This is a genomic window from Kitasatospora sp. NPDC086791, from assembly GCF_040685975.1.
In the GTDB taxonomy this organism is placed as follows: domain Bacteria; phylum Actinomycetota; class Actinomycetes; order Streptomycetales; family Streptomycetaceae; genus Kitasatospora.
Genome location: NZ_JBFBOC010000007.1, coordinates 40,018 through 64,542, shown reverse-complemented (window position 1 = coordinate 64,542; position 24,525 = coordinate 40,018). Strand labels below are relative to the sequence as shown.

At 74.1% G+C, this 24,525-nt stretch carries 20 protein-coding genes and 2 tRNA genes; 11 read left to right on the top strand and 11 right to left on the bottom strand.

Annotated elements, in window-relative coordinates; genetic code table 11:
* Nucleotides 1-157: 157 nt before the first annotated feature.
* Nucleotides 158-1,369, top strand: a complete 1,212-nt coding sequence (locus tag AB0Q99_RS12965; protein ID WP_363570968.1) for a low temperature requirement protein A — start codon at nt 158-160, stop codon at nt 1,367-1,369.
* Nucleotides 1,370-1,442: 73 nt separating this feature from the next.
* On the opposite strand, the gene AB0Q99_RS12960 is transcribed toward AB0Q99_RS12965, so the two are convergent.
* Nucleotides 1,443-2,441: a LysR family transcriptional regulator gene (locus AB0Q99_RS12960; RefSeq protein ID WP_363570966.1), complete on the bottom strand. Its 999-nt coding sequence runs from the start codon at nt 2,439-2,441 to the stop codon at nt 1,443-1,445.
* A gap of 267 nt (nt 2,442-2,708) precedes the next feature.
* On the opposite strand from AB0Q99_RS12960, the gene snpA (AB0Q99_RS12955) reads away from it, so the two are divergent.
* From snpA (AB0Q99_RS12955) to AB0Q99_RS12940, 4 genes are all read left to right on the top strand, one after another.
* The gene (snpA, locus tag AB0Q99_RS12955) at nt 2,709-3,368 is read left to right on the top strand and encodes a snapalysin (protein WP_363570964.1); all 660 of its coding nucleotides are present in this window, start codon (nt 2,709-2,711) and stop codon (nt 3,366-3,368) included.
* A gap of 302 nt (nt 3,369-3,670) precedes the next feature.
* A complete protein-coding gene (snpA, locus tag AB0Q99_RS12950) occupies nt 3,671-4,294 on the top strand; it encodes a snapalysin (RefSeq protein WP_363570962.1) in 624 nt (207 codons plus the stop codon).
* A gap of 215 nt (nt 4,295-4,509) precedes the next feature.
* On the top strand, nt 4,510-5,169 hold the full coding sequence (locus AB0Q99_RS12945) for a pentapeptide repeat-containing protein (protein ID WP_363570960.1): 660 nt from the start codon (nt 4,510-4,512) through the stop codon (nt 5,167-5,169).
* A gap of 254 nt (nt 5,170-5,423) precedes the next feature.
* Entirely contained in the window at nt 5,424-7,502 is a 2,079-nt protein-coding gene (locus tag AB0Q99_RS12940; protein ID WP_363570958.1) for a phosphocholine-specific phospholipase C, read from the top strand.
* Nucleotides 7,503-7,579: 77 nt separating this feature from the next.
* Here AB0Q99_RS12940 and AB0Q99_RS12935 read toward each other — a convergent pair whose 3' ends face one another.
* A complete protein-coding gene (locus tag AB0Q99_RS12935) occupies nt 7,580-8,224 on the bottom strand; it encodes a dihydrofolate reductase family protein (RefSeq protein WP_363570956.1) in 645 nt (214 codons plus the stop codon).
* A 131-nt stretch (nt 8,225-8,355) separates the two neighbouring features.
* On the bottom strand, nt 8,356-9,162 hold the full coding sequence (locus AB0Q99_RS12930) for a phosphoribosyl-dephospho-CoA transferase MdcG domain-containing protein (protein WP_363570954.1): 807 nt from the start codon (nt 9,160-9,162) through the stop codon (nt 8,356-8,358).
* Between the two features lie 251 nt (nt 9,163-9,413).
* Here AB0Q99_RS12930 and AB0Q99_RS12925 point away from each other — a divergent pair, with 251 nt between their 5' ends.
* A complete protein-coding gene (locus AB0Q99_RS12925) occupies nt 9,414-9,641 on the top strand; it encodes a hypothetical protein (protein WP_363570953.1) in 228 nt (75 codons plus the stop codon).
* 47 nt (nt 9,642-9,688) lie between these two features.
* Here the strand turns inward: AB0Q99_RS12925 and AB0Q99_RS12920 are convergent, their stop codons facing one another.
* A complete protein-coding gene (locus AB0Q99_RS12920; RefSeq protein WP_363570951.1) occupies nt 9,689-12,928 on the bottom strand; it encodes a S41 family peptidase in 3,240 nt (1,079 codons plus the stop codon).
* Between the two features lie 201 nt (nt 12,929-13,129).
* Between AB0Q99_RS12920 and AB0Q99_RS12915 the strand changes: the two genes are divergently transcribed.
* Both AB0Q99_RS12915 and AB0Q99_RS12910 read left to right on the top strand, forming a co-directional pair.
* Nucleotides 13,130-14,827 carry a glycosyl hydrolase family 18 protein gene (locus AB0Q99_RS12915; protein WP_363570950.1) on the top strand — a complete coding sequence of 566 codons (1,698 nt, stop codon included), beginning with the start codon at nt 13,130-13,132 and terminating at the stop codon, nt 14,825-14,827.
* Nucleotides 14,828-14,888: 61 nt separating this feature from the next.
* Nucleotides 14,889-16,082, top strand: coding sequence for an MFS transporter (locus AB0Q99_RS12910; RefSeq protein ID WP_363570948.1), 1,194 nt, complete (start codon nt 14,889-14,891; stop codon nt 16,080-16,082).
* Between the two features lie 4 nt (nt 16,083-16,086).
* On the opposite strand, the gene AB0Q99_RS12905 is transcribed toward AB0Q99_RS12910, so the two are convergent.
* The 4 genes from AB0Q99_RS12905 to AB0Q99_RS12890 form a co-directional block, all read right to left on the bottom strand.
* The gene (locus AB0Q99_RS12905) at nt 16,087-16,722 is read right to left on the bottom strand and encodes a DJ-1/PfpI family protein (protein ID WP_363570946.1); all 636 of its coding nucleotides are present in this window, start codon (nt 16,720-16,722) and stop codon (nt 16,087-16,089) included.
* Entirely contained in the window at nt 16,722-17,693 is a 972-nt protein-coding gene (locus tag AB0Q99_RS12900) for a GlxA family transcriptional regulator (protein ID WP_363570944.1), read from the bottom strand. Before AB0Q99_RS12900 ends, AB0Q99_RS12905 begins: the two co-directional genes overlap by 1 nt.
* Nucleotides 17,694-17,881: 188 nt before the next feature.
* Nucleotides 17,882-17,955: transfer RNA gene (locus AB0Q99_RS12895), tRNA-Lys, on the bottom strand.
* A gap of 93 nt (nt 17,956-18,048) precedes the next feature.
* On the bottom strand, nt 18,049-18,957 hold the full coding sequence (locus tag AB0Q99_RS12890) for an NADP-dependent oxidoreductase (protein WP_363570942.1): 909 nt from the start codon (nt 18,955-18,957) through the stop codon (nt 18,049-18,051).
* 187 nt (nt 18,958-19,144) lie between these two features.
* On the opposite strand from AB0Q99_RS12890, the gene AB0Q99_RS12885 reads away from it, so the two are divergent.
* Together AB0Q99_RS12885 and pgi are read left to right on the top strand one after the other, a co-directional pair.
* Nucleotides 19,145-20,728 carry a Na+/H+ antiporter gene (locus AB0Q99_RS12885; RefSeq protein ID WP_363570940.1) on the top strand — a complete coding sequence of 528 codons (1,584 nt, stop codon included), beginning with the start codon at nt 19,145-19,147 and terminating at the stop codon, nt 20,726-20,728.
* Between the two features lie 188 nt (nt 20,729-20,916).
* Nucleotides 20,917-22,578, top strand: a complete 1,662-nt coding sequence (gene pgi, locus AB0Q99_RS12880; RefSeq protein ID WP_363570938.1) for a glucose-6-phosphate isomerase — start codon at nt 20,917-20,919, stop codon at nt 22,576-22,578.
* A 150-nt stretch (nt 22,579-22,728) separates the two neighbouring features.
* On the opposite strand, the gene AB0Q99_RS12875 is transcribed toward pgi, so the two are convergent.
* From AB0Q99_RS12875 to AB0Q99_RS12865, 3 genes are all read right to left on the bottom strand, one after another.
* A tRNA-Lys gene (locus tag AB0Q99_RS12875) sits at nt 22,729-22,802 on the bottom strand.
* Nucleotides 22,803-22,870: 68 nt separating this feature from the next.
* Nucleotides 22,871-23,428: a bifunctional DNA primase/polymerase gene (locus AB0Q99_RS12870; protein WP_363570936.1), complete on the bottom strand. Its 558-nt coding sequence runs from the start codon at nt 23,426-23,428 to the stop codon at nt 22,871-22,873.
* A 150-nt stretch (nt 23,429-23,578) separates the two neighbouring features.
* Nucleotides 23,579-23,935, bottom strand: coding sequence for a hypothetical protein (locus AB0Q99_RS12865; RefSeq protein WP_363570934.1), 357 nt, complete (start codon nt 23,933-23,935; stop codon nt 23,579-23,581).
* A 234-nt stretch (nt 23,936-24,169) separates the two neighbouring features.
* On the opposite strand from AB0Q99_RS12865, the gene AB0Q99_RS12860 reads away from it, so the two are divergent.
* Nucleotides 24,170-24,478 (top strand): hypothetical protein, encoded by a 309-nt coding sequence (locus tag AB0Q99_RS12860; RefSeq protein WP_363570932.1) that lies wholly within the window; start codon nt 24,170-24,172, stop codon nt 24,476-24,478.
* Nucleotides 24,479-24,525 lie beyond the last annotated feature (47 nt).

Here is a 24,525-nt window from a genome sequence, read left to right as displayed (position 1 = left end):
GAAAAAAGGGACATGAGGGGGCATCCTGTCCGGGGTGTTCCCGGCTCGCGCCCACCGGCGCACGCGTCGCGGTGGTGCGTGCGCCGGGCCCGGAGTGCTGCCAGGATGCGCGGGACGACCCGCCCCTCCTGACCCTCCCGACCCCGGAGCAGCTCCGATGGCCAGTGACCCCGCCGCTGTGGCGCCCCGCGCACACCACGTCGACCCGCCGCCGGTGCGCCGGATGGTCCCGCGCGACCGGCACGAGCCGCACCGGGTCGCCACCCCGCTGGAACTCTTCTTCGACCTCTGCTTCGTGGTCGCGGTCGGCCAGGCCGGGCGCGAACTGGCCCACTTCCTCGCGACCGGGCACTACGGGGAGGGGCTGCGCGGCTACGCGCTGGCCTTCTTCGCCATCTGGTGGGCCTGGATGAACTTCACCTGGTTCGCCTCGGCGTACGACTGCGACGACGTGCCGTACCGGATCACCACGCTGGTGCAGATCGCCGGTGTGCTGATCCTCGCCGCCGGGGTGCCGCGGATGTTCGCCACCCAGGACCTGACCCTGGCGATCACCGGCTACGTGGTGATGCGGCTCGCGATGGTGACGCAGTGGCTGCGTGCGGCGGCCGGCGAGCAGGGCGAGGCGCGCCGGGTCGCCCTGCGGTACGCGGTGGGGATCACCGTCTGCCAGGTCGGCTGGGTGGTGCTGCTGTTCCTGCCGCCCGAGGTGCGCCCGTACGTCGTCCCGATCGGCGTGCTGTGCGAGCTGGCCGTGCCGGTGATCGCGGAGCTGCGGACGCAGACGTCCTGGCACCCGCACCACATCTCCGAGCGGTACGGGCTGTTCACCCTGATCGTGCTCGGCGAGACGGTGGCGGCGGCGACCGTCGCGGTGCAGTCGGCGGTGGACGCGCACGAGGAGCTGGGCCGGCTGGTGCCGGTGGCGATGGGCGGTCTGCTGATCTGCTTCTCCGCCTGGTGGATCTACTTCGCCCGGCCCGTCCACGAGCACCTGCGCTCCAACCGGCAGGCCTTCGCGTGGGGGTACGGGCACTACCTGGTGTTCGGCTCGGCGGCCGCGATCGGCGCCGGGCTGGAGGTGGCGGTGGAGTCGGCCGTGCACAAGGCGGAGATCTCCGAGGCCGCCGCCACCGCGACGGTCACCGTGCCCACCGCGGTGTACCTGGTCACGGTCTGGTTCCTGCACTCCCGGCACACCAAGCGCGGCCCGGCCGCCCAGGCGGTGGCGCCGGTCGGGGCCGCGCTGGTGCTGGCCTGCACCGCGCTCGGCGGCCCCGGGGTGGCGGCGGCGGGCGTGGTCTGCGCGCTGATGGTGGCGACGGGTGTGCTGCTGCACAGCCGGGAGGGCGCGCTCCGGGGCGCATGACAGCGGTCCCGGGGACGGCCGGGAGCGGCCCCGGGACCTTCGGGGGACGGCCCCCGGGGCGGCCGGGAGCGCGCTACGGGGCCCCTGAGGGCAGGCCCTGCCCCCGCCCCAGCAGCACCGGTTCGTGCCGCGCCAGCCAGGCCAGGTAGGCCGGGTTGACCTTGGCCAGATCCAGGTAGGCGGCGCGCAGTTCGCCGTACAGCGCGTCCAGCGCGGGCGGGCTGAGCGCGCACGGCCGCCAGGTGAACAGCAGCCGGACGGCCAGCGGGTCGCCGTCCACCGGTCGGACGACCGTGCCGGGCCCGGGCGGTGAGGTCGGCTGGCAGGGGCGGACGGCCTCGCCGGAGGCGACCAGCTCGGCGGCGGTGGCGTTGTCCCGTACCTGCAGCACCCGGGGGTTGAGCCCGGCCTCGGTGAACACCCGGCGCATCGCCGCGTACTCGTGGTCGGCGGTCGGGTCGACCATCCAGGTGTCCCCGGCGAGGTCGGCGAGGCGGACGACCGGACGGGCGGCGGCCGGGTGCCCGGCGGCGAGTTCGACGTACTGCGGCTCGCGGGCCATCAGCACCCGCTGTTCGGCGTCCGGCGGCACCCGCAGCGGGAAGCCCTCGCTCTCGTGCACGAAGGCCACGTCCAACTGGTCGGCGGCGACCATCCGCAGCAGCGCGCTGGCCGAGACGTCGACGTGGATGGTGGTGTCGGTGTCGGGCAGCCGCTCGTGCACCCGGCGCAGCCAGGCGGCGACCGCCCGGCTGCCGACACTGCCGATGCGCAGCCGCCGCTTCCGGCCGGGCCCGGTCGCGTCGCGGGCCTCCTGGCGGGCGGCGGCCACCAGGGCGGCCATCTCGGTGATCACCGGCCGGGCCCGGGAGAGCACCGAGTGGCCGAGCGCGGTGGGCCGGCTGCCGGTCTGCTCGCGGGTGAACAGGGTTCCGCCGATGGCCCGTTCGATGCGGTGCAGCTGGGTGGTGAGGGAGGGCTGGGTCATGCCGAGCTGGAGCGCGGCCTTGCGGAGGCTGCCGCTGTCGGCGATCGCGCACAGCACCCGGAGGTGTCTCACGTCGAGCTCCACGTCGGGAGCATAGACGCCATCGAGCCATCTCGCCAAGGACATGACAGGCAATCAAAGGTGCTCGGGAGGAGGCGCATCGGAACCCCTCCGGTATGCGGTGGTGCTATCGCCGGTTGACATCATCCGCGACGGGCCCGGGCGGGTCGAAGCTCGGGGGCAGCAACCCGCCCCCGCCACCGGCCGGGGCGGCCCCCATCGTGCGCCGCCGTCGTGCCCGGCCCCCACCGGTCCCGGCGGGGCGGCGCACCGTGCATTCGGAGCCCCCACATGAAGCGATCCGTGCTGTCCGCCGCCCTGGGCCTCGCCCTCGCGGCCGGCCTCGCGACCCTGCCCACCACCGCCGTCGCCGCCCCGGCCGCGCCCGCCGCCCCGGCCGTCCAGGGCTACACCCCGGCCGCGTACGCCGGTTCGACCGCGGAGGCCGTGAACAACCGGGCCTTCTTCCAGGCCGTGGTGGCCTCGGTCAAGGCCAAGCAGGCCGCCAACCCGTGGCTGCGGACCGTCACCGTCACCTACGACACCGGCAACGCGCCCTCCTTCACCAGTCAGATCGCCACCGCCGCGCAGATCTGGAACGGCTCGGTGCGCAGCGTGCGGCTCCAGGAGACCGGCGGCAACGGCGACTTCTCGTACTACGAGGGCAGCGACAGCCAGGGCTCCTACGCCAGCACCGACGGGCACGGCCACGGCTACGTCTTCCTCGACTACCAGCAGAACCAGGAATACGACTCGGTGCGCGTCACCACCCACGAGACCGGGCACGTGCTCGGCCTGCCGGACCACTACTCCGGGCCGTGCAGTGAGCTGATGTCGGGCGGCGGCCCCGGCCCCTCCTGCACCAACCCGTACCCCGACGCCACCGAGCGCAGCCAGGTCGACTTCCTCTGGGAGAACGGTCTTGCGGCAGCCAAGCAGGCCACCAGGTAAGCGAGTTCGGGCGCGGCGGGCCGCTCGGCCGGAATCGGGCGGCCCGCCGCTCCGGGTACTTCCCCGCATCGGAGCCTAGCCCCCACCGGAACGGAATGCCAGGGGCACGGTTGGGTCAAGACGAGGGAAAGACGGCTCGAATCGGCGCGACCCCGGGGGTATTGCACGGGGCTATCGCGGGTTGACATCATCCGCGCGCCCGCCGGGCTGCCCGAAGCTCTGGGGACATCACCCGTTGACCAGGTGTCCCCCCGAGCCGGCCCCCAACCGGCCACGGCACCACAGGAATCGGAGACCCCCACATGAAGCGATCCGTGCTGTCCGCCACCCTCGGCCTCGCTCTCGCAGCCGGCCTCGCCGTGCTGCCCGCCACCGCCGCGACCGCGGCTCCGGCCGCCCCGGCCGTGCAGGGCTACACCGCCTCGACGTACGCCGGCTCGGCCGCCGAGACCGCGGACAACCAGGCCTTCTTCCAGGCCGTGATGGCCTCCGCGAAGGCCAAGCAGGCCGCCAACCCCGGCCTGGCGACCGTCGTGGTCACCTACGACGCCAGCTCGGCCCCGTCCTTCCGCACCCAGATATCCCAGGCCGCGCAGATCTGGAACAGCTCGGTCGCCAACGTGCAGCTGCGTTCCGGCTCGGCCGCCGACTTCCGCTACTACGAGGGCAACGACAGCCGGGGCTCGTACGCCAGCACCGACGGGCACGGGCGCGGCTACATCTTCCTCGACTACCAGCAGAACCGGCAGTACAACTCGGTGCGGGTGACCGCCCACGAGACCGGGCACGTGCTCGGCCTGCCGGACCACTACTCCGGCCCGTGCAGCGAGCTGATGTCGGGCGGCGGCCCCGGCACCTCCTGCACCAACCCCTACCCGAACGGCACCGAGCGCAGCCGCGTCAACTCCCTCTGGGCGCGCGGCTGACGGACCCACCGGACCCCCGGCCGGCCGCCCCGCGCGGCCGGTCCGGGGTTCCGCCGCTCCTGGGACGGTCCGGTGCGGGAGCTGCCGGAGCGGGCGCAGCTGCCGTCGCTGCCGGGCGTGGGTCGGTGCCGGATACCGTCGCTGCGGGCCGTTGTCGGTGCCGCGTGCGAGCATGCGGGCGAGACGACGTCCACCCCCGACCGCAAGGTGCCGCCATGCCCCGCTCCGCCCCCGACCGGCTCGACGACCTGCCGTACGCCGAGCTGCTGCGCCCGCACACCGGGCCGCTGCGCAGCGACGAGCGGTACGACACCGCGCACTTCGACGGCGGCGAGCACACCGACGAGTCGGGCGCCGGGGCGGTCTTCCTGGAGTGCGCCTTCACCGGCGTCGCGCTCAGCGGGGTCAAGCTGCGCCAGTCCCGGTTCAACGAGGTCTGGGTGCAGGCCGGCCGCTGGGTGGCCTGCGACCTCAGCGACTCCGAGTGGCAGGACAGCGCCTTCGTCGGCGGCGTGCTGGCCGGGGTCGCGGGGTACGGCTCGGCGCTGCGCCGCGTCGTGTTCCGCGGCTGCAAGCTGGAGGCGGTCAACCTGCGGTCGGCCGTGCTGCGGGACGTGGTCTTCGAGGACTGCCTGCTGCGCGACGTGGACTTCGGCGGGGCGAAGCTGACCGGGGTGTCCTTCCCCGGCTCGACGCTGGAGGAGGTCCGGCTGCGCGGTGCGACGCTGAGCAGGACGGACCTGCGCGGCGCCGTCCGGCTGGGCCTGGCCGACGGCCACCAGGGGCTGCGCGGGGCGGTCATCAGCTCCACCCAACTGCTGGAGCTGGCACCGCAGTTCGCCCAGGCGCTGGGCATCGACGTGCAGGACCGCTGACCACCGCGCCTCCGGCCCGGCCACGGCGACCCCCGGCCCGACCACCGCAACCCCTCCCCACCGACTCGACCGCCCGTTCAGCCCGGCGTCGCTCGGTGACGCCCCGGCGAACTCCGGTGACCCTCCGACGAACAGTCCGCCAACCCTGCCGCACGGACCTGGTGGCCCGCTCCGAGTGCGGTGGAGACTTCTCCGCGATCGAGTGAGCCCGACTTGTGTACACAACATCGCCAGCGAAGGGACGGGCCGGACTGATGGCCGAGCTGAGTCGTAGGAAGTTCGTCACGCTGTCGGGAGCCGCCGCGGCCGGCCTCGCCGTGGCCGGCACCGGCGCCGCCGGAGCCGCCCCGGGCACCGCGCCCGCCGCCGCCTCCACCACCGCACTCACCAGCACCGGGACCATCACCGACGCGCAGCACGTGGTGATCCTGATGCAGGAGAACCGCAGCTTCGACCACTACTTCGGCACCCTGCGCGGCGTACGCGGCTTCGCCGACCGCAGCGCGATCCAGATCGCCGGCGGCTACAGCGTCTTCAACCAGCCCAACGGCCTGCTCTCCCGCCAGTACCCGTGGCAGTTCAGCCAGACCAAGCCGGCCGGCGGCGCCGACCCCGAGCGCCTCGCCCAGTGCAACGGCGACCTCAGCCACGGTTGGAGCGACCAGCACAAGGCGTGGAACGGCGGCAAGATGGACTCCTGGGTCGCCGCCAAGGGCAACGTCCGCACCCTCGGCTTCCTCACCCGCCAGGACATCCCGTTCCACTACGCACTGGCCGAGAACTGGACCCTCTGCGACGCCTACCACTGCTCGGTGCTCAGCGCGACCGGCCCCAACCGCACCTACCACTGGTCCGGCCAGATCGACCCCGCCGGCACCGCCGGCGGCCCGGCCTACGACGGCGGCGACGAGAAGGGCCTGCGCTGGCAGACCTACGCCGAGGCGCTGGAGAACGCCGGCGTCAGCTGGAAGGTCTACCAGAACGCCGCCGACAACTACGGCGACAACGCCCTCGCCTACTTCAGCCAGTTCTCCGGCGCCCCGGCGGGCAGCCCGCTGGCCGTCAAGGGCATGGGCTCGGTGCCCAAGGTCACCGGCCGGACCCCGGACGACATCGTCGCCGCGATCAAGGCCGACGTGCTGGCCAGCACGCTGCCGCAGGTCTCCTGGATCGTCCCCGACCAGGCCTCCTCCGAGCACCCGTACGCCACCCCGGCCGACGGCGCGCACTTCGTCCACATGGTGATCGACGCGCTCAACGCGGACCCGAACGTCTTCAACTCCAGCATCCTTTTCATCAACTACGACGAGAACGACGGCTTCTTCGACCACGTCCCGCCGCCGGTCGCCCCGGCCGGCACCCCCGGCGAGTTCTACAGCGGCACCAACATCGGCCTCGGCTTCCGCGTCCCGATGATCGCCGTCTCGCCCTGGACCCGCGGCGGCTGGGTCAACTCCGAGACCTTCGACCACACCTCGGTGCTGCGCTTCCTGGAGACCTGGACGGCCGCCCTCGGCACGCCCGCCACCAGTCCGAACATCAGCGACTGGCGCCGCCGCGTCTGCGGCGACCTGACCAGCGTGTTCGACTTCGCCAACCCGGTGTACGGGCTGCCCGCGCTGCCCGACACCTCGCAGACCATCGGCCTGTCCGCCTGCGGCCCGCTGCCCAACCCGGCCCCGGTCAACAACCAGCTCCCGGTGCAGGAGTCCGGCACCCGGCAGGCCCGCGCCCTGCCGTACCAGCCGAACGCCAACCTGGACCACCTGGAGTTCGGCTCGGGCGGGGTGATGAAGGTCTGGATCGCGATGGCCAACCAGGGCGCCGCGGCCACCAAGTCCGCGCACTTCGCCGCCTACGCCAACGCCTACCGCAGCGGCGGCCCCTGGCAGTACACCGTCGACCCGGGCGGCAGCACCAGCGACTTCTTCAACTGCGGCACCGGCTTCGGCGGCGGGCCGTACGACCTCACGGTGGTCGGCCCCAACCGCTTCCTGCGCCGCTTCAAGGGCGACGCCACCAAGGCGGGCAAGAACGCCGCCGTCACCGCCTCGTACGCCGTCGAGCCGGGCACCGGCAAGCTCGCGGTCTACTTCAAGCTGGCCAACAGCGGCAGCACGGCGCTGACCTTCACCATCGCCTCCAACAACTACCGCACGGACGGCCCCTGGACCTACCAGGTCCCGGCCGGCGGCAGCGTCAGCGACTACTTCAACGCGGTCGCCTACGCCAACGGCTGGTACGACTTCACCGTGACGGTGGACGCCGACAGCAGCTGGTCGCAGCGGTTCACCGGCCACCTGGAGACCGGCGCGCCCAGCGTCAGCGGCTGACGGCCTGCTCCCGCCGCGGACGACCGGGGCCCACGACCCGCCGCCGGGTCGTGGGCCCTCGCGTCATCCCCCCGGCGTCACCTCCGCCAGAACAGGTGGTGCGTCACGCCGCTCGGGCTGGGCACGACCTCCAGGTGGAACCGGTCGAGCAGCTCCTCGGGGGACTCCCAGAGCTTCAGGCCGGACCCGAACTCCACCGGCGAGACCGCCACGTGCAGGGTGTCGACCAGGTCGGCGTCGAGGAACTGCCGGATGGTGGAGACCCCGCCGCCGAGCCGCACGTCCTTGCCCGCCGCGGCGTCCTTCGCCCGTTCGAGGACGCTGGCCGGATCGCCCGCGACGAAGTGGAACGTGGTGTCGGAGAGCGTGAACGACGGCCGCTCGTAGTGCGTCATGACGAACACCGGAGTGTGGAACGGGGGCTCGTCACCCCACCAGCCGCGCCACTCGTGGTCCTGCCAGGGCCCGCGCTGGGGCCCGAACTTGTTGCGGCCCATGATCTCGGCACCGATGTTGCGGGGGAAGTCCCGGGTGAAGTAGTCGTCCAGGCCCCGGCTGCCCCCGGAATCCGTGCGCATCGGCCAGCTCGCCGTGGCCCCGGCCCAGGAGAACAGCCTCTCGGGGCGGTCGAGGCCGAACGGGAGCTCCAGGCGCTGGTGCTCCCCGGCGGCGACGCCGTCACCGGAGACGCAGAAATTCATCACTCTGAGCAGTTGATCCATGGCCGTACCTCGGCAGTCCTCGTTGCGTCGTCGCGCGGCGGGGCGCCGCACACCATGACGTCGGAGCGGACCCGGCCGGATCGACATCGGCCGGCGACCGTCGCACCACCCGGTCCGGCTGAGGCCGTCCGTCACGCGAACGGGCCCCGGGGGAACCACGGGTCGTGGACCTCCCGGGGGCCGTACGCGGTGAGCAGGGTGAGGCTGTGGGAGCCGGCGGCGTAGTCCGCGAGCTGGACGGAGCCGTGCCGGGTCTCCAGTTCGGCCTGGATCGGGACCGGCAGTTTGGTCAGCGCCCGCCGCAACTGCAGCGCGTCGCGCCGGCTGACCGGCTGCGGGGAGCGCAGCACCAGCCGCAGCGGGCTCAGCGGTCCGGCCACCGGCACCCCGCTGCCCAGTTCGTAGCCGACCGCGCCGATCGGGCCCCAGGGCATCCGGTGGTCCGCGACCAGTCGGCCGACCTCCGGCAGCAGGGCCAGGGCCGGGATCCTGGCGAGCCGCTCGGGAGCGAGCCGTTGGCGCCGTTCGGCCAGCTGCTCGGGCCGCAGCGTCCGGGCCACCGCCGCCCAGGGCGCCAGTGCGTCCAGCCGCTGCCCGGGCCGCGGGCCGCGCACGGTCACCGGGAACCAGAGCTCGGGCGCGGCCTCCGGGTCACGGGTGCAGCGCTGCGGGTACGGCAGGTCCGCCGGATCGCCGACCACCGCCGGGGCCCGGCCGACCGTCACCCAGGGGTGCACCCGCAGCACCGCGCGCGCCCAGTCCGGCAGTTCGCCACCGGTGAGCGGCCGCAGCGAACTGGGGCACTGCATCAGCAGCAGGTCGTGGGCACCGGGCAGCCGCCCGTCCAGCGCGGCCAGCGGGCCGACCCGTCGGCGCGGTCCGTCGTGCGGGTCCTCGGCGGTGCGCCGGGCGTTGCTTCCGGGATGTACGACGGTCACAGCGGGCTCCAGACGGTGGCGTCAGACGGGTGGCGTCAGTTCGGCCGACGGCTCCACCCTCCGCCCGGCCGGCACCGCCCGGCTACGGTCGTTGGGCGCGTCCACCAGGGACCAAGGACTCAACCCGGGCCCGCCCGCCGGGCCCGTCCGGGCCCGTCCGGGCCCGGCCCCGGTCCGAGGTGCGCCGGTGCGGACCCGGTGTGAGAGTGGGGGCAGCCCGGTAATCCGACGTTCCTTCCGGAGGAGGAGCCATGGGCATCTTCGACAGGTTGTTCCACCGCCCGCCGCACGAGGCCACCGGGCAGGACGCCTCCCAACGAGCCGCCCTCGCCCACGACGAGGCCGCCGACGCGTTCCGCGACGACGTCGAGCGCACCCGCGACACCCAGGAGGGGGCCGTCCGGGAACGGCTCTCCCAGGAGGAGGCCGACCGGCGCGCCGCCGAGAACATGACGGCCGAGGGCGACCCCTGGGACTGAGTCCCGCCGGTTCCGCCCAGCGCCCGCCCCCGCCCGCCGCTCCCGCCTCACCGCTCCCGCGGCGGCAGCGGCGGGCGCCGCAGGTCCGGCCGGGGCGTGGACTCCGGCGGGGGCGCCGCGGCGGGCGCGTCCTCCAGCAGCTCCAGGGCGAGCTGGACGGCGGTGACCAGCTCGGGATGGCGCCCCCGGGCCCAGTCCCTCGGGGTGCGCAGCACGTGCACGTCCGGCTCGACGCCCCGGTTCTCGACCGACCAGCCGAGGCCGCCGCCGAACCAGGAGGCGTTCTTGGGCACCGAGATCTGGGTGCCGTCGCCGAGGGTGTGCCGCCCGGACATCCCGACCACCCCGCCCCAGGTGCGGTTGCCGATCACCGGGCCGAGCCCGAGCAGCTTGATCGCCGCGATGATCACGTCCCCGTCCGAGCTGGTCGCCTCGTCCGCGAGGGCGACCAGCGGGCCGCGCAGCGCGTGCCGCGGCCAGCGGACCGGCTGGCGGTCCCGGGTGAAGTCCCAGGCCAGGACGTGCCGGGTGAGCTTCTCCAGCACCAGCTCGGAGACGTTGCCGCCGGCGTTGCCCCGTACGTCCAGGACCAGCGCGGGCTTGTCCAGCTCGCGTCGCAGGTCCCGGTTGAACTGCGCCCAGCCGGAGCCGCCGAGGTCCGGGATGTGCAGGTAGCCGCACCGCCCGTCGCTGAACTCCCGTACCAGGGAACGGCGTTTGGCCACCCAGTCCTGGTAGCGGACGGGTCGTTCGTCGGTCAGCGGGGTGACCGCGATCCGCCGCACCGGGCCGTCCGGGCCGGTGCGCAGGGCCAGTTCCACGGTGGTGCCGCCGGTGCCGGCGAGCAGCGGCAGCGGTCCGCGCACCGGGTCCACCGGCCGGCCGCCGATCGAGAGCAGTTCGTCGCCGTCCCGGACGCCCTGGGCGGCCAGCGGGGCGCGGGCGCGCGGGTCGGAGGACTCGCCGGCCAGCACCCGGCCGACCAGCCAGCGTCCGTCGGGGGAGCGGCGGGCGCTGGCGCCGAGCAGGCCGAGCGGCTGCTGGGCGAGCGAGGGCCCTTCGGCGCGCCGGGAGGTGGTGACGTAGGCGTGCGAGGTGCCCAGCTCGCCGAGGAGTTCGCGCAGCAGGTCGGCGAAGTCGTCGGGTGAGCAGACGCGTTCCAGCAGCGGTTCGTACTGGGCGACCAGGGCGGGCCAGTCCAGGCCGGACATCCGCTCGTCCCAGAACTGGTCGCGGACGATCCGGGCGGCCTCGTGGTAGGCCTGGCGCCACTCGGCGGCCGGGTGCACGGTGTGGGTGATCCGGCGCAGGTCGACGGCGGTGCCGGCGGAGGGGGCGGAGACCGGGATCACCCGGAGCGTCCCGGCCGAGTAGACGGCGACGGAGCCGCCGTCCCCGGAGACCGCGTAGCCGTCGAGCTTGTCCACCAGCGTGCTGCGGGTGCCCCGGGCGAGGTCGAAGTGCTCCAGGGAGGGGCGGCCGGAGGTGTCCTCCGGGCTGGCGAAGGTCTGTCCGAGGGTGCCGGAGATCGGCCAGCGCAGCCAGACCAGGCCGCCGCGCACCGCGTCGGTGGCCGAGTACTTGGAGGCGATCACCGGGAACTGCAGCAGCCGGTCGCCGATGCCCTCGGGCTCGACCCGGACGGTGCCGTCGCCGCCGCCGTCCCCGCGCTGGGCGACGTCCTCGACCGGCGCGGCGAACGGCGAGGGCGTGTCGGCGGTCAGCGGCACCAGGTACGGGCGGCAGCCGAGCGGGAAGGAGAGGTCGCCGGTGTGCACGTCGTGGACCGGGTCGAAGCCGCGCCAGGACAGGAAGGCCAGGTAGCGGCCGTCCCGGGTGAACACCGGCTGCTCGTCCTCGAAGCGGCCGTCGGTGACTTCGGTGATCGGCGCGGGCGCCTCGGTTCGGGTGAGCCGGATCCGGCGCAGCGAGCGCCCGGCGACCGGCTGGGACCAGGCGATCCAGTGCGAGTCGGGGGAGAACCGGGCGCTGGAGACCGGCCCGTACTCGGAGGAGGTCAGTTCGTGCACCCCGCCGTCGTCGGTGGAGACCAGCAGCAGCCGGCCGTCCGAGGAGGCGGCGGCGAGCCGGCTGCCGTCGGGGGAGGCGGTGAGTTCCAGGACGCGGCCGAGCCGGCCGGCGGCGAGCACCCGGTGCCGGTGCTTGGGCCCGCCGCCGGACCCGGGCGGCGCCTCGTGCCCGGGCAGCGGCACCACCTCGATCGCGTCGGCGCCCTCCGCGTCGGTGATCCAGGCCGCCTCGCCGGTGTGCCCGAGCACGACCGGCAGCCGGGTCCGCACCCCGGGGGTGTCGGCGAGCGCGCGGGCCGGGCCGTCCTTGTGGGTGAGCCAGTACTGGCTGCCGCGCACGGTGACCACCCCGGCCCGGCCGGTCCGGTCGCAGGCGAGGTCCTTGACCTGGGACGCGGCGCCGACCTGGTACGGGCGGCGGCCGGCCCGGGCGCCGCCGAGCGGGACGTCCAGCCGGCGCGGGGCGGGGGCGTCCAGGCCGTCGAGGAGCCAGAGGTCGCCGGCGTGCTGGTAGACGATCCGGGTGCCGTCGGTGGCGGCCTCGCGGGCGTAGTAGGAGGCGTGGTCGGTGTGCCGGCGCAGGTCGGTGCCGTCCGGGCGGCAGGAGTAGAGGTTGCCGATGCCCTCGTGGTCGGAGAGGAAGGCGATCCGGTCGCCGAGCGGCCCGGCGACCGGCATCGGAGCGGCGAGGTGGCCGGTGTGGTCGGGCAGGATCCGTTCGCCGTCCACCCAGAGCCGGCCGACGGCGCCGCCCCGGTAGCGCTTCCAGGCGGCCGGCTCGTGCGGGGCGGCGCCGGTGAGCAGGACGGTCCGCGTGCGGCTCATCTGGGCGTCGCCGACCGGGCCCCAGGGCATCCGGCGGCCGGGGGAGCCGTCGGGCGGCAGGGCGTGCGCCCAGGTGTAGTGGCCGAAGGGCTCGTGGAAGGAGGTGACGGCGAGCACCTCGCCGTCCGGCAGCCAGCCGCGCACCCGGGTGTCCTGGCTGCCCCAGAAGCTGAGCCGGCGGGCCGGGCCGCCGTCGACCGGGGCGGTCCACACCTCGGGGGTGAGGCTGAGCCAGCCGGTCCAGGCGAGGGTGGCGCCGTCGGGGGAGAAGCGGGGGTGGCTGACCCTGGTGCGGTCGCAGGTCACCCGCCAGGCCCGGCCGGTCACGGCGCCGCCGCCGTCCAGCGGGGCGATCCAGACGTCGTCCTCGGCGGTGAAGGTGAGCAGGCCGCCGTGCAGGTGGGGGTAGCGGAGGTAGCCGGGCGGGGTCACCCCTCCATCCTTCGACGGGGTGTCACCCCCGGCAACCGGAGAAGGCCGGAACCGGTCTGGACCATTGACACCGTACGGCCGGATCCACTTCAGTGGTCTAGTCCAACTAGGGTGCCAGGCCGGGCCGTTCCCCCCACTGGCGCGGTGCTCCGGCGTGCCCTCGGACGTCCCCCACGACCGTGCCACCGCAGGAGCGCCCCCATGCGCAGATCCATGCCCCGTCACTCACCCGCACGCCCCCGGGCCCGTCGTGCCGCGCTCGCCGCCGGCACCGCCTCCGCCGTCGCCGCGGCCACCCTGGTCGGCGTCACCCTGGGCCTGGCGCCCACCGCCTCGGCCGGCGAGTTCCTGGTCAACGGCGGCTTCGAGTCCGGCTCGCTCGGCCCCTGGAACTGTTCCGGCGGCACCGGCAGCGTCGTCACCAGTCCGGTGCACGGCGGCAGCCGCGCGCTCGCCGGCGCGGCCTCGGCCGGCGACACCGCCCAGTGCTCCCAGACCGTCACCGTGGCCCCCAACACCACCTACACGCTCAGCGCGTACGTCAACGGCTCGTACGTCTACCTGGGCGTCGACGGCGGCCCCAGCACCTGGACGCCCGGCACCGGCGGCTCGTACCAGAAGCTCAGCCTCGGCTTCACCACCGGCGCCACCCAGACCAGCGCCACCGTCTACACCCACGGCTGGTACGGCCAGGGCACCTACTACGCGGACGACGTCTCGCTGGACGGGCCGGGCGCGCCCAGCCCGACGCCGACGCCCACCGCCACCGCCACCGCCTCGCCGACCGCCACCGCCTCGCCGACCGCCACCGCCTCGCCGACGGCGACCCCGACCGGGACCCCGACGGGCACGCCCACCGGCACCCCGACCAGCCCGCCCGCCGGCAGCCACGCCCTGGTCGGCTACCTGCACGCCAGCTTCGCCAACGGCGCCGGCTACACCCGGATGGCCGACGTCCCGAACTCCTGGGACTTCATCGACCTCTCCTTCGGCGAGCCCACCTCCGTCACCTCCGGGGACATCCGCTTCAACCGCTGCCCGGCCACCGAGTGCCCGACCGTCGAGTCCGACGCCGACTTCAAGGCCGCCATCGCGGCCAAGCGCGCCCAGGGCAAGAAGGTGCTGATCTCGATCGGCGGCCAGAACGGCCAGGTCCAGCTGACCACCGCCGCCGCCCGGGACACCTTCGTCAGCTCGGTCTCGGCGATCATCGACAGGTGGGGCCTGGACGGCCTGGACATCGACTTCGAGGGCCACTCGCTCTCGCTGAACACCGGCGACACCGACTTCAAGAACCCGACCACCCCGGTCGTCGTCAACCTGATCTCCGCGCTGAAGACCCTCAAGGCCAAGTACGGCCCGGGCTTCGTGCTGACCATGGCGCCGGAGACCTTCTTCGTCCAACTCGGCTACCAGTACTACGGATCCGGCCCCTGGGGCGGCCAGGACCCGCGGGCCGGGGCGTACCTGCCGGTCATCCACGCGCTGCGCGACGACCTCACCCTGCTGCACGTCCAGGACTACAACTCCGGCTCCATCATGGGCCTGGACAACCAGTACCACTCGATGGGCGGCGCCGACTTCCACGTCGCGATGACCGACATGCTGCTCAAGGGCTTCCCGGTGGCGGGCAACACGGCCAACGTGTTCCCGGCGCTGCCGGCCTCCAAGGTCGCCATCGGCATGCCGGCCACCACCAACGCGGGCAACGGCTACGTCGCCCCGGCCGAGGTGGACAAGGCGCTGGACTGCCTCACCAAGCTCACCAACTGCGGGACGTACGTGCCGCGTTCGGGTGCCCAGCCGAACCTGCGCGGGCTGATGACGTGGTCGGTGAACTGGGACCAGTTCGGCGGCCGGGAGTTCTCCAGGAACTTCGACGGCTACTTCGGCCGCTGACCCGACGTCCGCGGGACCGTGCTTGAACCTGACACCCGTGTGAGGTCCGAGCATGGTCCCCATGGCGACCACACAGCTCCCGACCCCGGTACCCCGCAAGCCCTTCCCGCTCCCCTCCCTGCTCGCCCTGGCCACCGCCGTCTTCGTCACCGCACTCACCGAGAACCTGCCCGCCGGGGTGCTGCCCGGGATGGGCGAGTCCCTCGGCGTCAGCGAGTCGGCCGCCGGGCAGACCGTCACCGTCTACGCGATCGGCTCCGCCGCCACCGCGATCCCGCTCGCCGCGGCCACCGCCGACTGGGGCCGCAAGCGGCTGCTGCTCACCGCGATGGGCGGCTTCGCCGTGGCCAACACGGTGACCGCGGTGTCCGGCAGCTACCCGCTCACCCTCGCCGCCCGCTTCCTCGCGGGCGTCGCGGCCGGCCTCGCCTGGGCGCTGCTGGCCGGGTACGCCCGCAGGCTGGTGCCGGTCGAGCAGCAGGGCCGGGCGATGGCCGTCGCGATGGCGGGTGTGCCGGTGGCGCTGTCGCTCGGGGTGCCGGTCGGCACCTTCCTCGGCCGAATGTCCGCCTGGTGGGTGCCCTTCCTGGCCATGACGGCACTGGCGGTCGGCGTGGTCGGCTGGATAGCGGCGTTGCTGCCCGAGGAGCCGGGCCGGCCGGACGGCGAACACCTGCCGGTCCGGCACGCGCTCGCCGTGCCCGGGGTGGTGCCGGTGCTCGCGGTGACCGTGCTCTACGTGCTCGCGCACACCATCCTGTTCACCTACATCGCGCCCTTCCTCGACCGGGCCGGCCTCGGCGGCGCCACCGGGACCGTCCTGCTGGTCTTCGGCCTGGCCTCGATGGCGAGCATCTGGCTGATCGGTGCCCACATCCACCGCCGACTGCGGCAGTTGACGATCGGCGGCGCACTGCTGGTCGCGGTGACGGCGGGCCTCCTCGCGGTGTGGTCGGGCAGTGCGGCGGCGGTGTACGCGGCGGCGCTGCTCTGGGGCCTCGGCTGGGGCGGCGTCCCGACCCTGCTGCAGACCGCCCTCGGTGACGCGGGCGGCGAGCGGGCGGACGCCGCCCAGGCCGTGCTGGTGACCCTGTGGAACGTCGCCATGGCGGCCGGCGGGGTGGCCGGCGGAGTCGTCCTGGGCGGTCTCGGCACCGGCGCCCTGCCCTGGACGGTCCTCGCGCTGATGCTCCCCGTCCTCGCGGTGGTCACCGGCGCCCGCCGGCACGCCTTCCCGCCGGCGCGGGTTCGATGAACCCCTAGCGCAGCAGCAGGTTGTTCGACAGCAGGTCGGCCACCAGCCCGGGCGGGGCGGTGGCGACCGAGCCCGCCGAGTACGGCGGCTGCGGGTCGTACTCGATGACGAGCTGGATCGCCTCCGCCGTACGGTCGTCGGCCAGCCGGCCGGTCAGCGACAGCGCCAGGTCGATCCCGGCGGAGACCCCGGCCGCGGTCGCGTACTTGCCATCGACCACGATCCGCTCCGTCCCGGTCGGCTCGGCCCCGAAGCGGGGAAGCCGGTCCAGACAGCACCAGTGCGAGGTGGCCCGGCGCCCCTTCAGCAGTCCCGCGGCGGCCAGGATCAGTGAGCCCGAGCAGACCGAGGAGGTCCAGGTGGTGGTGGCGTCCACCGCGCGCACCCACTCCACCACGGCCGGGTCGGAGAGCTGGGCCTCCGTCCCCGGGCCGCCGGGCACGAGCAGGACGTCGGCGGCGTCCACCTCGTCCAGCGCGGCGTCGGCGGTGAGCGCCAGGCTCTTCATGTCAGTGCGCACCGGCCCGCGCCGGGCGGCGGTGAACACCACCTCGGCGCCGGGGATCCGGGACAGCACCTCGTAGGGGCCCACCGCGTCCAGCGCGGTGAAGTCGTCGTACAGCAGGATGGCGATGCGCATCAGTGTCCTCCGTCGTGACTGGGGTGGAAGCGGCGCCGGTACTCGGCGGGCGGGACGGCCAGGGCCCGGACGAAGGCGCGCCGCATCGCCTCCGGGGTGCCGTAGCCGCAGCGGCGGGCGATCTCCTCGATGCCGTCGGCGGTGTCCTCCAGCCGCCGCCGGGCGGCCTCCAGCCGGACGCCGTCCACGTACCGGCCCGGGGTCACCCCGACCTCGGCGGCGAAGGCGCGGGCGAAGTGCCGCGGCGACAGCGCCGAGCGGAGGGCCAGCGCCTCGACCGACAGGTCGGCCTCCGGGTGCTCGGCGATCCACCGCTGCACCTCGCGCAGCGGCTGCCGGTCCGCCACCTGGGCGGCCAGCTGGGTGCTGAACTGGGCCTGGTTGCCGGGCCGGCGCAGGAAGACCACCAGGTGACGGGCGATCAGCAGGGCGGCCTCCCGTCCGAGGTCCTCCTCGACCAGGGCCAGCGCCAGGTCGATGCCGGCGGTGACCCCGGCCGAGGTGGCGACGCGTCCGTCCCGGACGTGGATCGGGTCGGGGTCCACCTCGACGTCCGGGAACCGCCGGGCCAGCGCCTCGCAGTACGCCCAGTGCGTGGTGGCCCGGCGCCCGGCCAGCAGTCCGGCCTCGGCGAGCAGGAAGGCCCCGGTGCACACCGACACCACCCGCTCGGCCCGGTCGGCCAGCTCCCGGATCCGCGCCACCAGCGCGCGGTCCGGGCGTTCGGTGTCCGTCCCGCCGGGGACCAGCAGGGTGTGCACCGGACCGACCCCGGCGAGGTCCGCGTCCGGCAGCAGTCGCAGACCGCCGGTGCTGCGCACCGGCTCCCCGCCCGGTGAGGCGGTGACCACCCGGTACGCCCCGGGCTGCCCGGAGGCGGCGCCGGCTCCCGTGAACACCTCGACGGGGCCGGTCACGTCGAGGCTCTGCACGCCCTCGTAGAGGACGACCAGCACGTTGCGCGCTCTCATGCGGCCAGCGTGTCAGCGGGCCGGGGCGGCAGCAATGACCTGCTTCCCACCTTTCCTGCCACCCGCACCGTCCTCCCACCCGCACGGGAGGACGGTGCGGGTGGGAGCGGCGCGGCCGGGGAACGCCCTGGCGGCCCACGAAACGCCGGAAGGCCCCTCGCTCTCGCAAGGGGCCTTCCGGCTGTCTGTGCGCCGCCAGGGACTCGAACCCCGGACCCGCTGATTAAGAGTCAGCTGCTCTAACCAACTGAGCTAGCGGCGCCTGCTGACGTGGAGAACATTACCTGGTCAGCGGCCGAAACACACAATCGGCCCGGAGCGGGGTCCGGGGAGCCCCGGGGCCGCGCCCGGGGCCTCACATGGTCAGCACCACCTTGCCCCGGACGTGCCCGGTGCCGACCAGACGGTGGGCCTCGCCGGCCCGCTCCAGCGGGAGTGCCTCGGCGATCTCCAGCCGCAGCCCGCCCGCCTCCCACAGCCGGACCAGCTCGGTCAGCCGGGCGGCGGTGCGCCGGGTGCGCAGCGCCCGTACGCCCAGTCGCCGGGCGCCCTCGTGGTCGACGACGGTGCCGATCCGGTCCCGGTCGGCGACCAGCTCGACCGAGGCCTCCAGCGCGCCCCGCCCGGCCGCGTCGAAGGCGGCGGTCACCCCCTGCGGCGCCGCCGCCCGGACCCGCTCGACCAGGCCCTCCCCGTACGTGACCGGGACCGCGCCCAGTTCGCGCAGGTAGGCGTGGTTGCGCTCGCTCGCGGTGCCGATCACGGTGGCGCCCCAGGCCCGGGCCAGCTGGACGGCCACCGTGCCGACCCCACCGGAGGCGCCGTGCACCAGCACGGTGTCGCCGGGGCCGACCCCGAGCAGGGTGAGCGCCGTGTGCGCGGTCTGGCCGGAGGCGGAGAGCGAGCCGGCCTGCTCCCAGGGCATCCCGGCCGGCTTGGCCACCAGCTGGGCGGCGTCCACCGTGACCAGCTCGGCGTGGCTGTCCAGCAGCCGGAAGCCCAGCACCTCGTCGCCGGTCCGCCAGTCCCCGCTGTCCGGTCCCAGCCGGTCCACCACCCCGGCGAACTCGTTGCCGAGCACGAACGGCGGCTCGACCGCCAGCCCCGGCGGCCGGAAGCCCTCCCGGATCGCCAGGTCCACCGGCTGCACGCCGGCCGCGTACACCCGTACCCGCACCTCGCCCGGGCCCGGCTGCGGATCGGGCACCCGGGTGACCCGCAGGACCTCCGGACCGCCGGACTCCGTCACGGTGACCGCCTTCATGTCTGCTCCCGCCCGTTCGACTGTTCACCCGTTCGGCCGTTCGACCGAATCCGTCGGCCGGTCCCGATCCTCCGGCCTGAAGTGCGCTTGAGGTCAAGCGGTTATTCAGCGTGTCTTCACGAATGGGCGCATTGTCAGATTTATCCTGGGCGGCGCTCAGCCGTCCGCCGTCGAGAGGAACCTCCCCGTGGGCCAGCTGCCCCTGTTCTTCCTGGTGCTGCTCGCCTCCGTGGTCACCATGCCGCTCGCGCGCCGGACGGGCGTGCCGCAGCCGGTCCTGATGACCCTGCTCGGCATCGTCATGGCGCTCGTCCCGCAGATCCCGGACGTCACCATCGAGCCCGAGCTGATCCTCCCGCTGGTCCTGCCGCCGCTGATCTTCGCCGTCGCCCGGCGCTCCTCGGTGCGCTACTTCAAGGCCAACGCCCGCTCGATCCTGCTGCTGGCCGTCGCCCTGGTGGTGGTCACCACGGTCGCGGTGGCCGGCACCGTGCACTGGCTGCAGCCCGCCCTGCCGCTCGCCGCCGCGATCGCGGTCGGCGCGCTGGTCTCCCCGCCCGACCCGGTCGCCGCCGTCGCGGTGGCCGGCAGCGTCGGCCTGCCCCGCCGCCTGGTGTCGATCCTGGAGAGCGAGGGCCTGTTCAACGACGTCACCGCGATCGTCATCTACTCGCTGGCCGTCGAGGCCGTGGTCAGCGGCGACTTCTCGGTCGGCGACGCGGTGCTGCGGTTCGTGCTGTCCGCGGTGCTGGCCGTGGTCGTCGGCGTGGCGCTCGGCTGGGTCAACACCAAGCTCGCCGAGCGCCTGGACGACCCGACCCAGCAGGTCGCGCTCAACCTGCTGGTGCCCTTCGCCGCCTACACCATCGCCGAGGAGATCCACGGCTCCGGCGTGCTCGCCGTCGTGACCTGCGCGCTCTACCTCGCCGAGCGGGCCTCCGACGCCGACGCCGTCGCCTACCGGCTGGTCGGCAACGCCTTCTGGGAGGTGGTCGAGATCCTGATCACCGGCGTCGCCTTCGGCCTGATCGGCCTGGAGCTGGCCACCGTGCTCAAGGAGGCCGGCCGCGGCTGGACCGGCTTCCTCGGCGACGCCGCCGCGGTGATCGCCGTCGTGGTGGTGGTTCGGCTGCTCTGGCTGCTGCCGGCCGGCTGGCTGTCCCGGAAGCTGCGCAGCGGCGACGACGAGGACACCCCGTTCAGCTGGAAGGAGAGCGTGGTCCTCTGGTGGTCCGGCATGCGCGGCGTGGCCACCGTCGCGCTGGCGCTCGCCATCCCGCTCACCCTGCACTCCGGCGCGGACTTCCCCGAGCGCGGCCGACTGGTCTTCATCGCCTTCAGCGTGGTGCTCTTCACCCTGCTGGTGCAGGGCCTGACCCTGCCCTGGCTGGCCAAGCGGCTCCGGCTGGACATCGACCAGGACAAGCACGAGCAGGCCGTCCGTCAGCTCTGGTGGCGGGCCGCCAAGGCCGGGCTCACCCGGCTCGGCGAACTGGAGGAGCAGGACCGGCTGCCGGCCGAGGTCGCCGACCGCCTGCGCGACCGTCAGCACGACCGGCTGGCCCGGCTCTGCCCGGAGAACTACGCCGAGGAGGAGGCCGCCGAGGCCAAGCTGCGGCTGTCCCAGTGGCGGGCCGCCCGGGAGGTCGAGCAGGAGATGATCGCCGCCTCCCGCCGCGAGATGCTCGTCGCCCGCAGCGAGCTCGGCGCCGACCCGGAACTGGTCGACCAGGTGCTGCGCGGTCTCGACCTGCGCTCCGACCGGAAGTGACGGGCTGTCCGCCGGTGGGCGGAATGTGCGCGACCGCCCCCGCGGTTGCATAGGCTGAACCCGGGCAGGCCGTCAACGGAGTCGGCGCACCACCAGTACCCGCACGACCTCGCACCGAGACCCTCACCCTCGGGGGCTCACGCCTGGCCCTGCCGGTTTCTGCACCCAGATGAATCGAGGACCCACCGATGTCGGAGACCCGCGCCGACTCCCGCACCCCGCTGGACCGCACCCCGCAGTGGGCCGCCCTGGCCAAGCACCGGGCCGAGCTGGGCGACACCCACCTGCGCGAGCTGTTCGCGGCCGACCCCGAGCGCGGCCGCCGCCTCACCCTCCGGGTCGGCGACCTGCACGTGGACTACGCCAAGCACCTGGTGACCGACGAGACGCTGGAGCTGCTGCGCGAACTCGCCGCCGCGACCGGCGTCGCCGAGCTGCGGGACGCGATGTTCCGCGGCGAGAAGATCAACAACACCGAGCAGCGCGCGGTCCTGCACACCGCGCTGCGCGCCCCGCGCGGCGCCGTGGTCGAGGTCGACGGCGAGAACGTGGTGCCCGCCGTGCACGCCGTCCTCGACAAGATGGCCGCCTTCGCCGAGAAGGTCCGCAGCGGCGAGTGGAAGGGCCACACCGGCAAGCCGATCCGCGCCGTCGTCAACATCGGCATCGGCGGCTCCGACCTCGGCCCCGCGATGGCCTACGAGGTGCTCCGCTCGTACACCAAGCGCGACCTCGACGTCCGCTTCGTCTCCAACGTGGACGGCGCCGACCTGCACGAGGCGGTCCGCGACCTCGACCCGGCCGAGACGCTCTTCATCGTCGCCTCCAAGACCTTCACCACCATCGAGACCATCACCAACGCGGTCTCCGCCCGCGACTGGCTGCTCGACGGCCTGGGCGCCGGCACCGAGGCGGTCGCCAAGCACTTCGTCGCGCTGTCCACCAACGCCCGGGGCGTGCAGGACTTCGGCATCGACACCGCCAACATGTTCGAGTTCTGGGACTGGGTCGGCGGCCGGTACTCCTACGACTCGGCGATCGGCCTCTCGCTGATGACCGCCATCGGCCCGGACGCCTTCCGCGAGATGCTGGACGGCTTCCACCTGGTCGACGAGCACTTCCGCACCGCCCCGGCGGAGGAGAACGTCCCGCTGCTGCTCGGCCTGCTGGGCGTCTGGTACGGCGCGTTCTTCGACGCCCAGGCGCACGCGGTGCTGCCGTACTCGCACTACCTGTCCAAGTTCACCGCCTACCTGCAGCAGCTGGACATGGAGTCCAACGGCAAGTCGGTGACCCGTGACGGCACCCCGGTGGACTGGCAGACCGGCCCGGTGGTCTGGGGCACCCCCGGCACCAACGGCCAGCACGCCTACTACCAGTTGCTGCACCAGGGCACCAAGGTGATCCCGGCCGACTTCATCGGCTTCGCCAAGCCGGTCGCCGACCTGCTCCCGGGCCTGGTCGCCCAGCACGACCTGCTGCTGGCGAACTTCTTCGCCCAGACCCAGGCGCTGGCCTTCGGCAAGACCCCGGAGGAGGTCGCGGCCGAGGGCGTGCCCGCCGAGCTCGTCCCGCACAAGACCTTCAAGGGCAACCACCCGACCACCACGATCCTGGCCGGCGAGCTGACCCCGTCGGTGCTCGGCCAGCTGGTCGCCCTCTACGAGCACAAGGTGTTCGTCCAGGGCGCGATCTGGAACATCGACTCCTTCGACCAGTGGGGCGTCGAGCTGGGCAAGGTGCTCGCCAAGCGGATCGAGCCGGTGCTGCTCACCGGCGAGGGCGCCGAGCAGCTGGACAGCTCCACCGCCGAGCTGGTCGCCCGCTACCGCGCGCTGCGCGACCGCTGAGGCCCGGCCGGGCCGTCCGCTCCGGCGGGCGGCCCGTGCGCCGGTGACCGGCTCCCGCGCCAGAAGGTCGGAACGCCGGAAGGTCGGAACGCCGAAACGCCGAAACGCCGGAAGGCCCCTCGCTCTCGCAAGGGGCCTTCCGGCTGTCTGTGCGCCGCCAGGGACTCGAACCCCGGACCCGCTGATTAAGAGTCAGCTGCTCTAACCAACTGAGCTAGCGGCGCCTGCTGACAGAGAAGACTCTAGCAGCGCCGCGTGGCCGAGCCAAAATCGAATACCGGTCGCCCCGCGTTCACCCGCCGGTCACGACGGCCGCCCCGGCGGGAACCGGCGCGCCGGGCTCCCGCGCCGCCCGTACGCAGGCCCAGAGCACCACCGAGGCACCGGGCAGCCAGGGCTCGCGGTCCTCCGGGGCGACGATCCACCGGCCGGAGCCCTGGCCGGGGGAGTCCGGGCCGTTCACCATCCGCTGCAGCGGCGGCACGGTCACCGTGTCGCCCTTGCCGTGGCACAGCAGCGGCGGCACGTCCCGGGCCCACTCCTCCCAGGCCAGCAGCCGGCGCAGCCGGGGCGCCGCGCCCGGCTGGACGAACAGCAGGGTCCGCCCCCGGTAGGCCGCGACCGGGCCGCAGCCCGGGCCGGAGGCCCACAGCTCGTCCAGCACCCGGCGGCCGAACAGCGCCGGCATGCTGATCACGTCGAAGGCGCGCCCGCAGGGCAGCACCGAGGGCGCCCACGGGCGGGTCTCCCAGAGGGCGCGCATGCTGCGCGGGTACTCACTGGCGGAGGCGAGCCAGGCCTCCCCGGCCACGCTGACGTACTCCACCGACTGATGCGTCCAGATGTCCACGCACAGCAGCCTGCGCCGTGCGCGCACGCGGCATGGTGGAAAGCACGGTTTGCCGGACAGCGCGGCGGGGAAGGGCGTACCCTTCCCCGCCGCGCATATGCCAGAGGCCGGTGTCCGGGGGTGGTGCGTGCGGCCCAGTCGGTGCTGCGCTCAGTCCTCGTGGCGGCGCGGCTGGAGCAGGGTGCGGCCGTACTCGATCATCTTGGCGGCGTAGTCCGGGGTCCAGTCCGCCCGCAGGGCGACCTCGGCGTCCGACAGCGCGTCGAACCGGCGCGGGTCGGCGAGCTGGGCGGCGGCGACCGCCTGGAAGTCCGTGGCCCGCTCGGCGGCGGCCCGGAAGGCCAGGGCCAGCTCGGTGGAGCGGCGCAGCAGCTCCGCCGGGTCGTCGATCGACTCCAGGTCGAAGAAACGTTCCGGCTCCGGGTCGGCCGACTGCGGCTCGAACAGCAGCTGGGCCGGACGCATGCGCCGGGTGGGCTCGGTCGACTCTACAGGGGAGTCGGGCATGGACGGACACCTCCGGGGTCTCGGTGGGGGGCGGGCAGAGCTGCTCCGGGTTGCGCCGCCCGGGTTGTGGCCGTCGTCCATTGTCTCCCGGCGACGGCCGGTAACGGAACGGTGCGCGTGCGGGCGCTATTCCCCGGCGCGCGCCGGGGGTGTGCCACGAGCGCCGCGCATCCAGGTCGTGTGCGAATCGGTTGTCCCGGTGCAACCAGTCACCCGCACACCCAGGGAGATCCCATGCACCCGCGGACGATCCTGCCCGTCGGCGTCCTGCTGACCGCCGCCGCCCTCGGCCCGGCCACGGCGGCACCCGCCGTCGCCGCCGAGTCGGCGGTGGTGGTCCAGGGCCCGGTGAGCGCCCCGGGCGGCCTGTCGCGGGCGACCTGCCCGAGCGGCACCCACCTGACCGGGGGCGGCTACCGGCTGCCGGCCGGCACGCACGACACCGTCAGCTACAACGGCCCGTCCCCGGACGCCACCGGCTGGTACGCGCAGGCCGACCACACGGCGGTCCAGGCCTTCGCGGTCTGCGAGACCGGGGACTGACCGGGCCCGGTAGTCGACCGGCCCGGCCCCCCGACCGGCGTCGAGGG

Bases quoted from the DNA above. Each gene is read 5' to 3' on its own strand.
- AB0Q99_RS12905 (WP_363570946.1), bottom strand. From the start codon at position 16,722: ATGCGCATCGCCATCCTGCTGTACGACGACTTCACCGCGCTGGACGCG.
- AB0Q99_RS12965 (WP_363570968.1), top strand. From the start codon at position 158: ATGGCCAGTGACCCCGCCGCTGTGGCGCCCCGCGCACACCACGTCGAC.
- AB0Q99_RS12890 (WP_363570942.1), bottom strand. From the start codon at position 18,957: ATGAAGGCGGTCACCGTGACGGAGTCCGGCGGTCCGGAGGTCCTGCGG.
- pgi (WP_363570938.1), top strand. From the start codon at position 20,917: ATGTCGGAGACCCGCGCCGACTCCCGCACCCCGCTGGACCGCACCCCG.
- AB0Q99_RS12940 (WP_363570958.1), top strand. From the start codon at position 5,424: ATGGCCGAGCTGAGTCGTAGGAAGTTCGTCACGCTGTCGGGAGCCGCC.
- snpA (WP_363570964.1), top strand. From the start codon at position 2,709: ATGAAGCGATCCGTGCTGTCCGCCGCCCTGGGCCTCGCCCTCGCGGCC.
- AB0Q99_RS12925 (WP_363570953.1), top strand. From the start codon at position 9,414: ATGGGCATCTTCGACAGGTTGTTCCACCGCCCGCCGCACGAGGCCACC.
- AB0Q99_RS12910 (WP_363570948.1), top strand. From the start codon at position 14,889: ATGGCGACCACACAGCTCCCGACCCCGGTACCCCGCAAGCCCTTCCCG.
- snpA (WP_363570962.1), top strand. From the start codon at position 3,671: ATGAAGCGATCCGTGCTGTCCGCCACCCTCGGCCTCGCTCTCGCAGCC.
- AB0Q99_RS12860 (WP_363570932.1), top strand. From the start codon at position 24,170: ATGCACCCGCGGACGATCCTGCCCGTCGGCGTCCTGCTGACCGCCGCC.
- AB0Q99_RS12935 (WP_363570956.1), bottom strand. From the start codon at position 8,224: ATGGATCAACTGCTCAGAGTGATGAATTTCTGCGTCTCCGGTGACGGC.
- AB0Q99_RS12945 (WP_363570960.1), top strand. From the start codon at position 4,510: ATGCCCCGCTCCGCCCCCGACCGGCTCGACGACCTGCCGTACGCCGAG.
- AB0Q99_RS12915 (WP_363570950.1), top strand. From the start codon at position 13,130: ATGCGCAGATCCATGCCCCGTCACTCACCCGCACGCCCCCGGGCCCGT.
- AB0Q99_RS12900 (WP_363570944.1), bottom strand. From the start codon at position 17,693: ATGAGAGCGCGCAACGTGCTGGTCGTCCTCTACGAGGGCGTGCAGAGC.
- AB0Q99_RS12865 (WP_363570934.1), bottom strand. From the start codon at position 23,935: ATGCCCGACTCCCCTGTAGAGTCGACCGAGCCCACCCGGCGCATGCGT.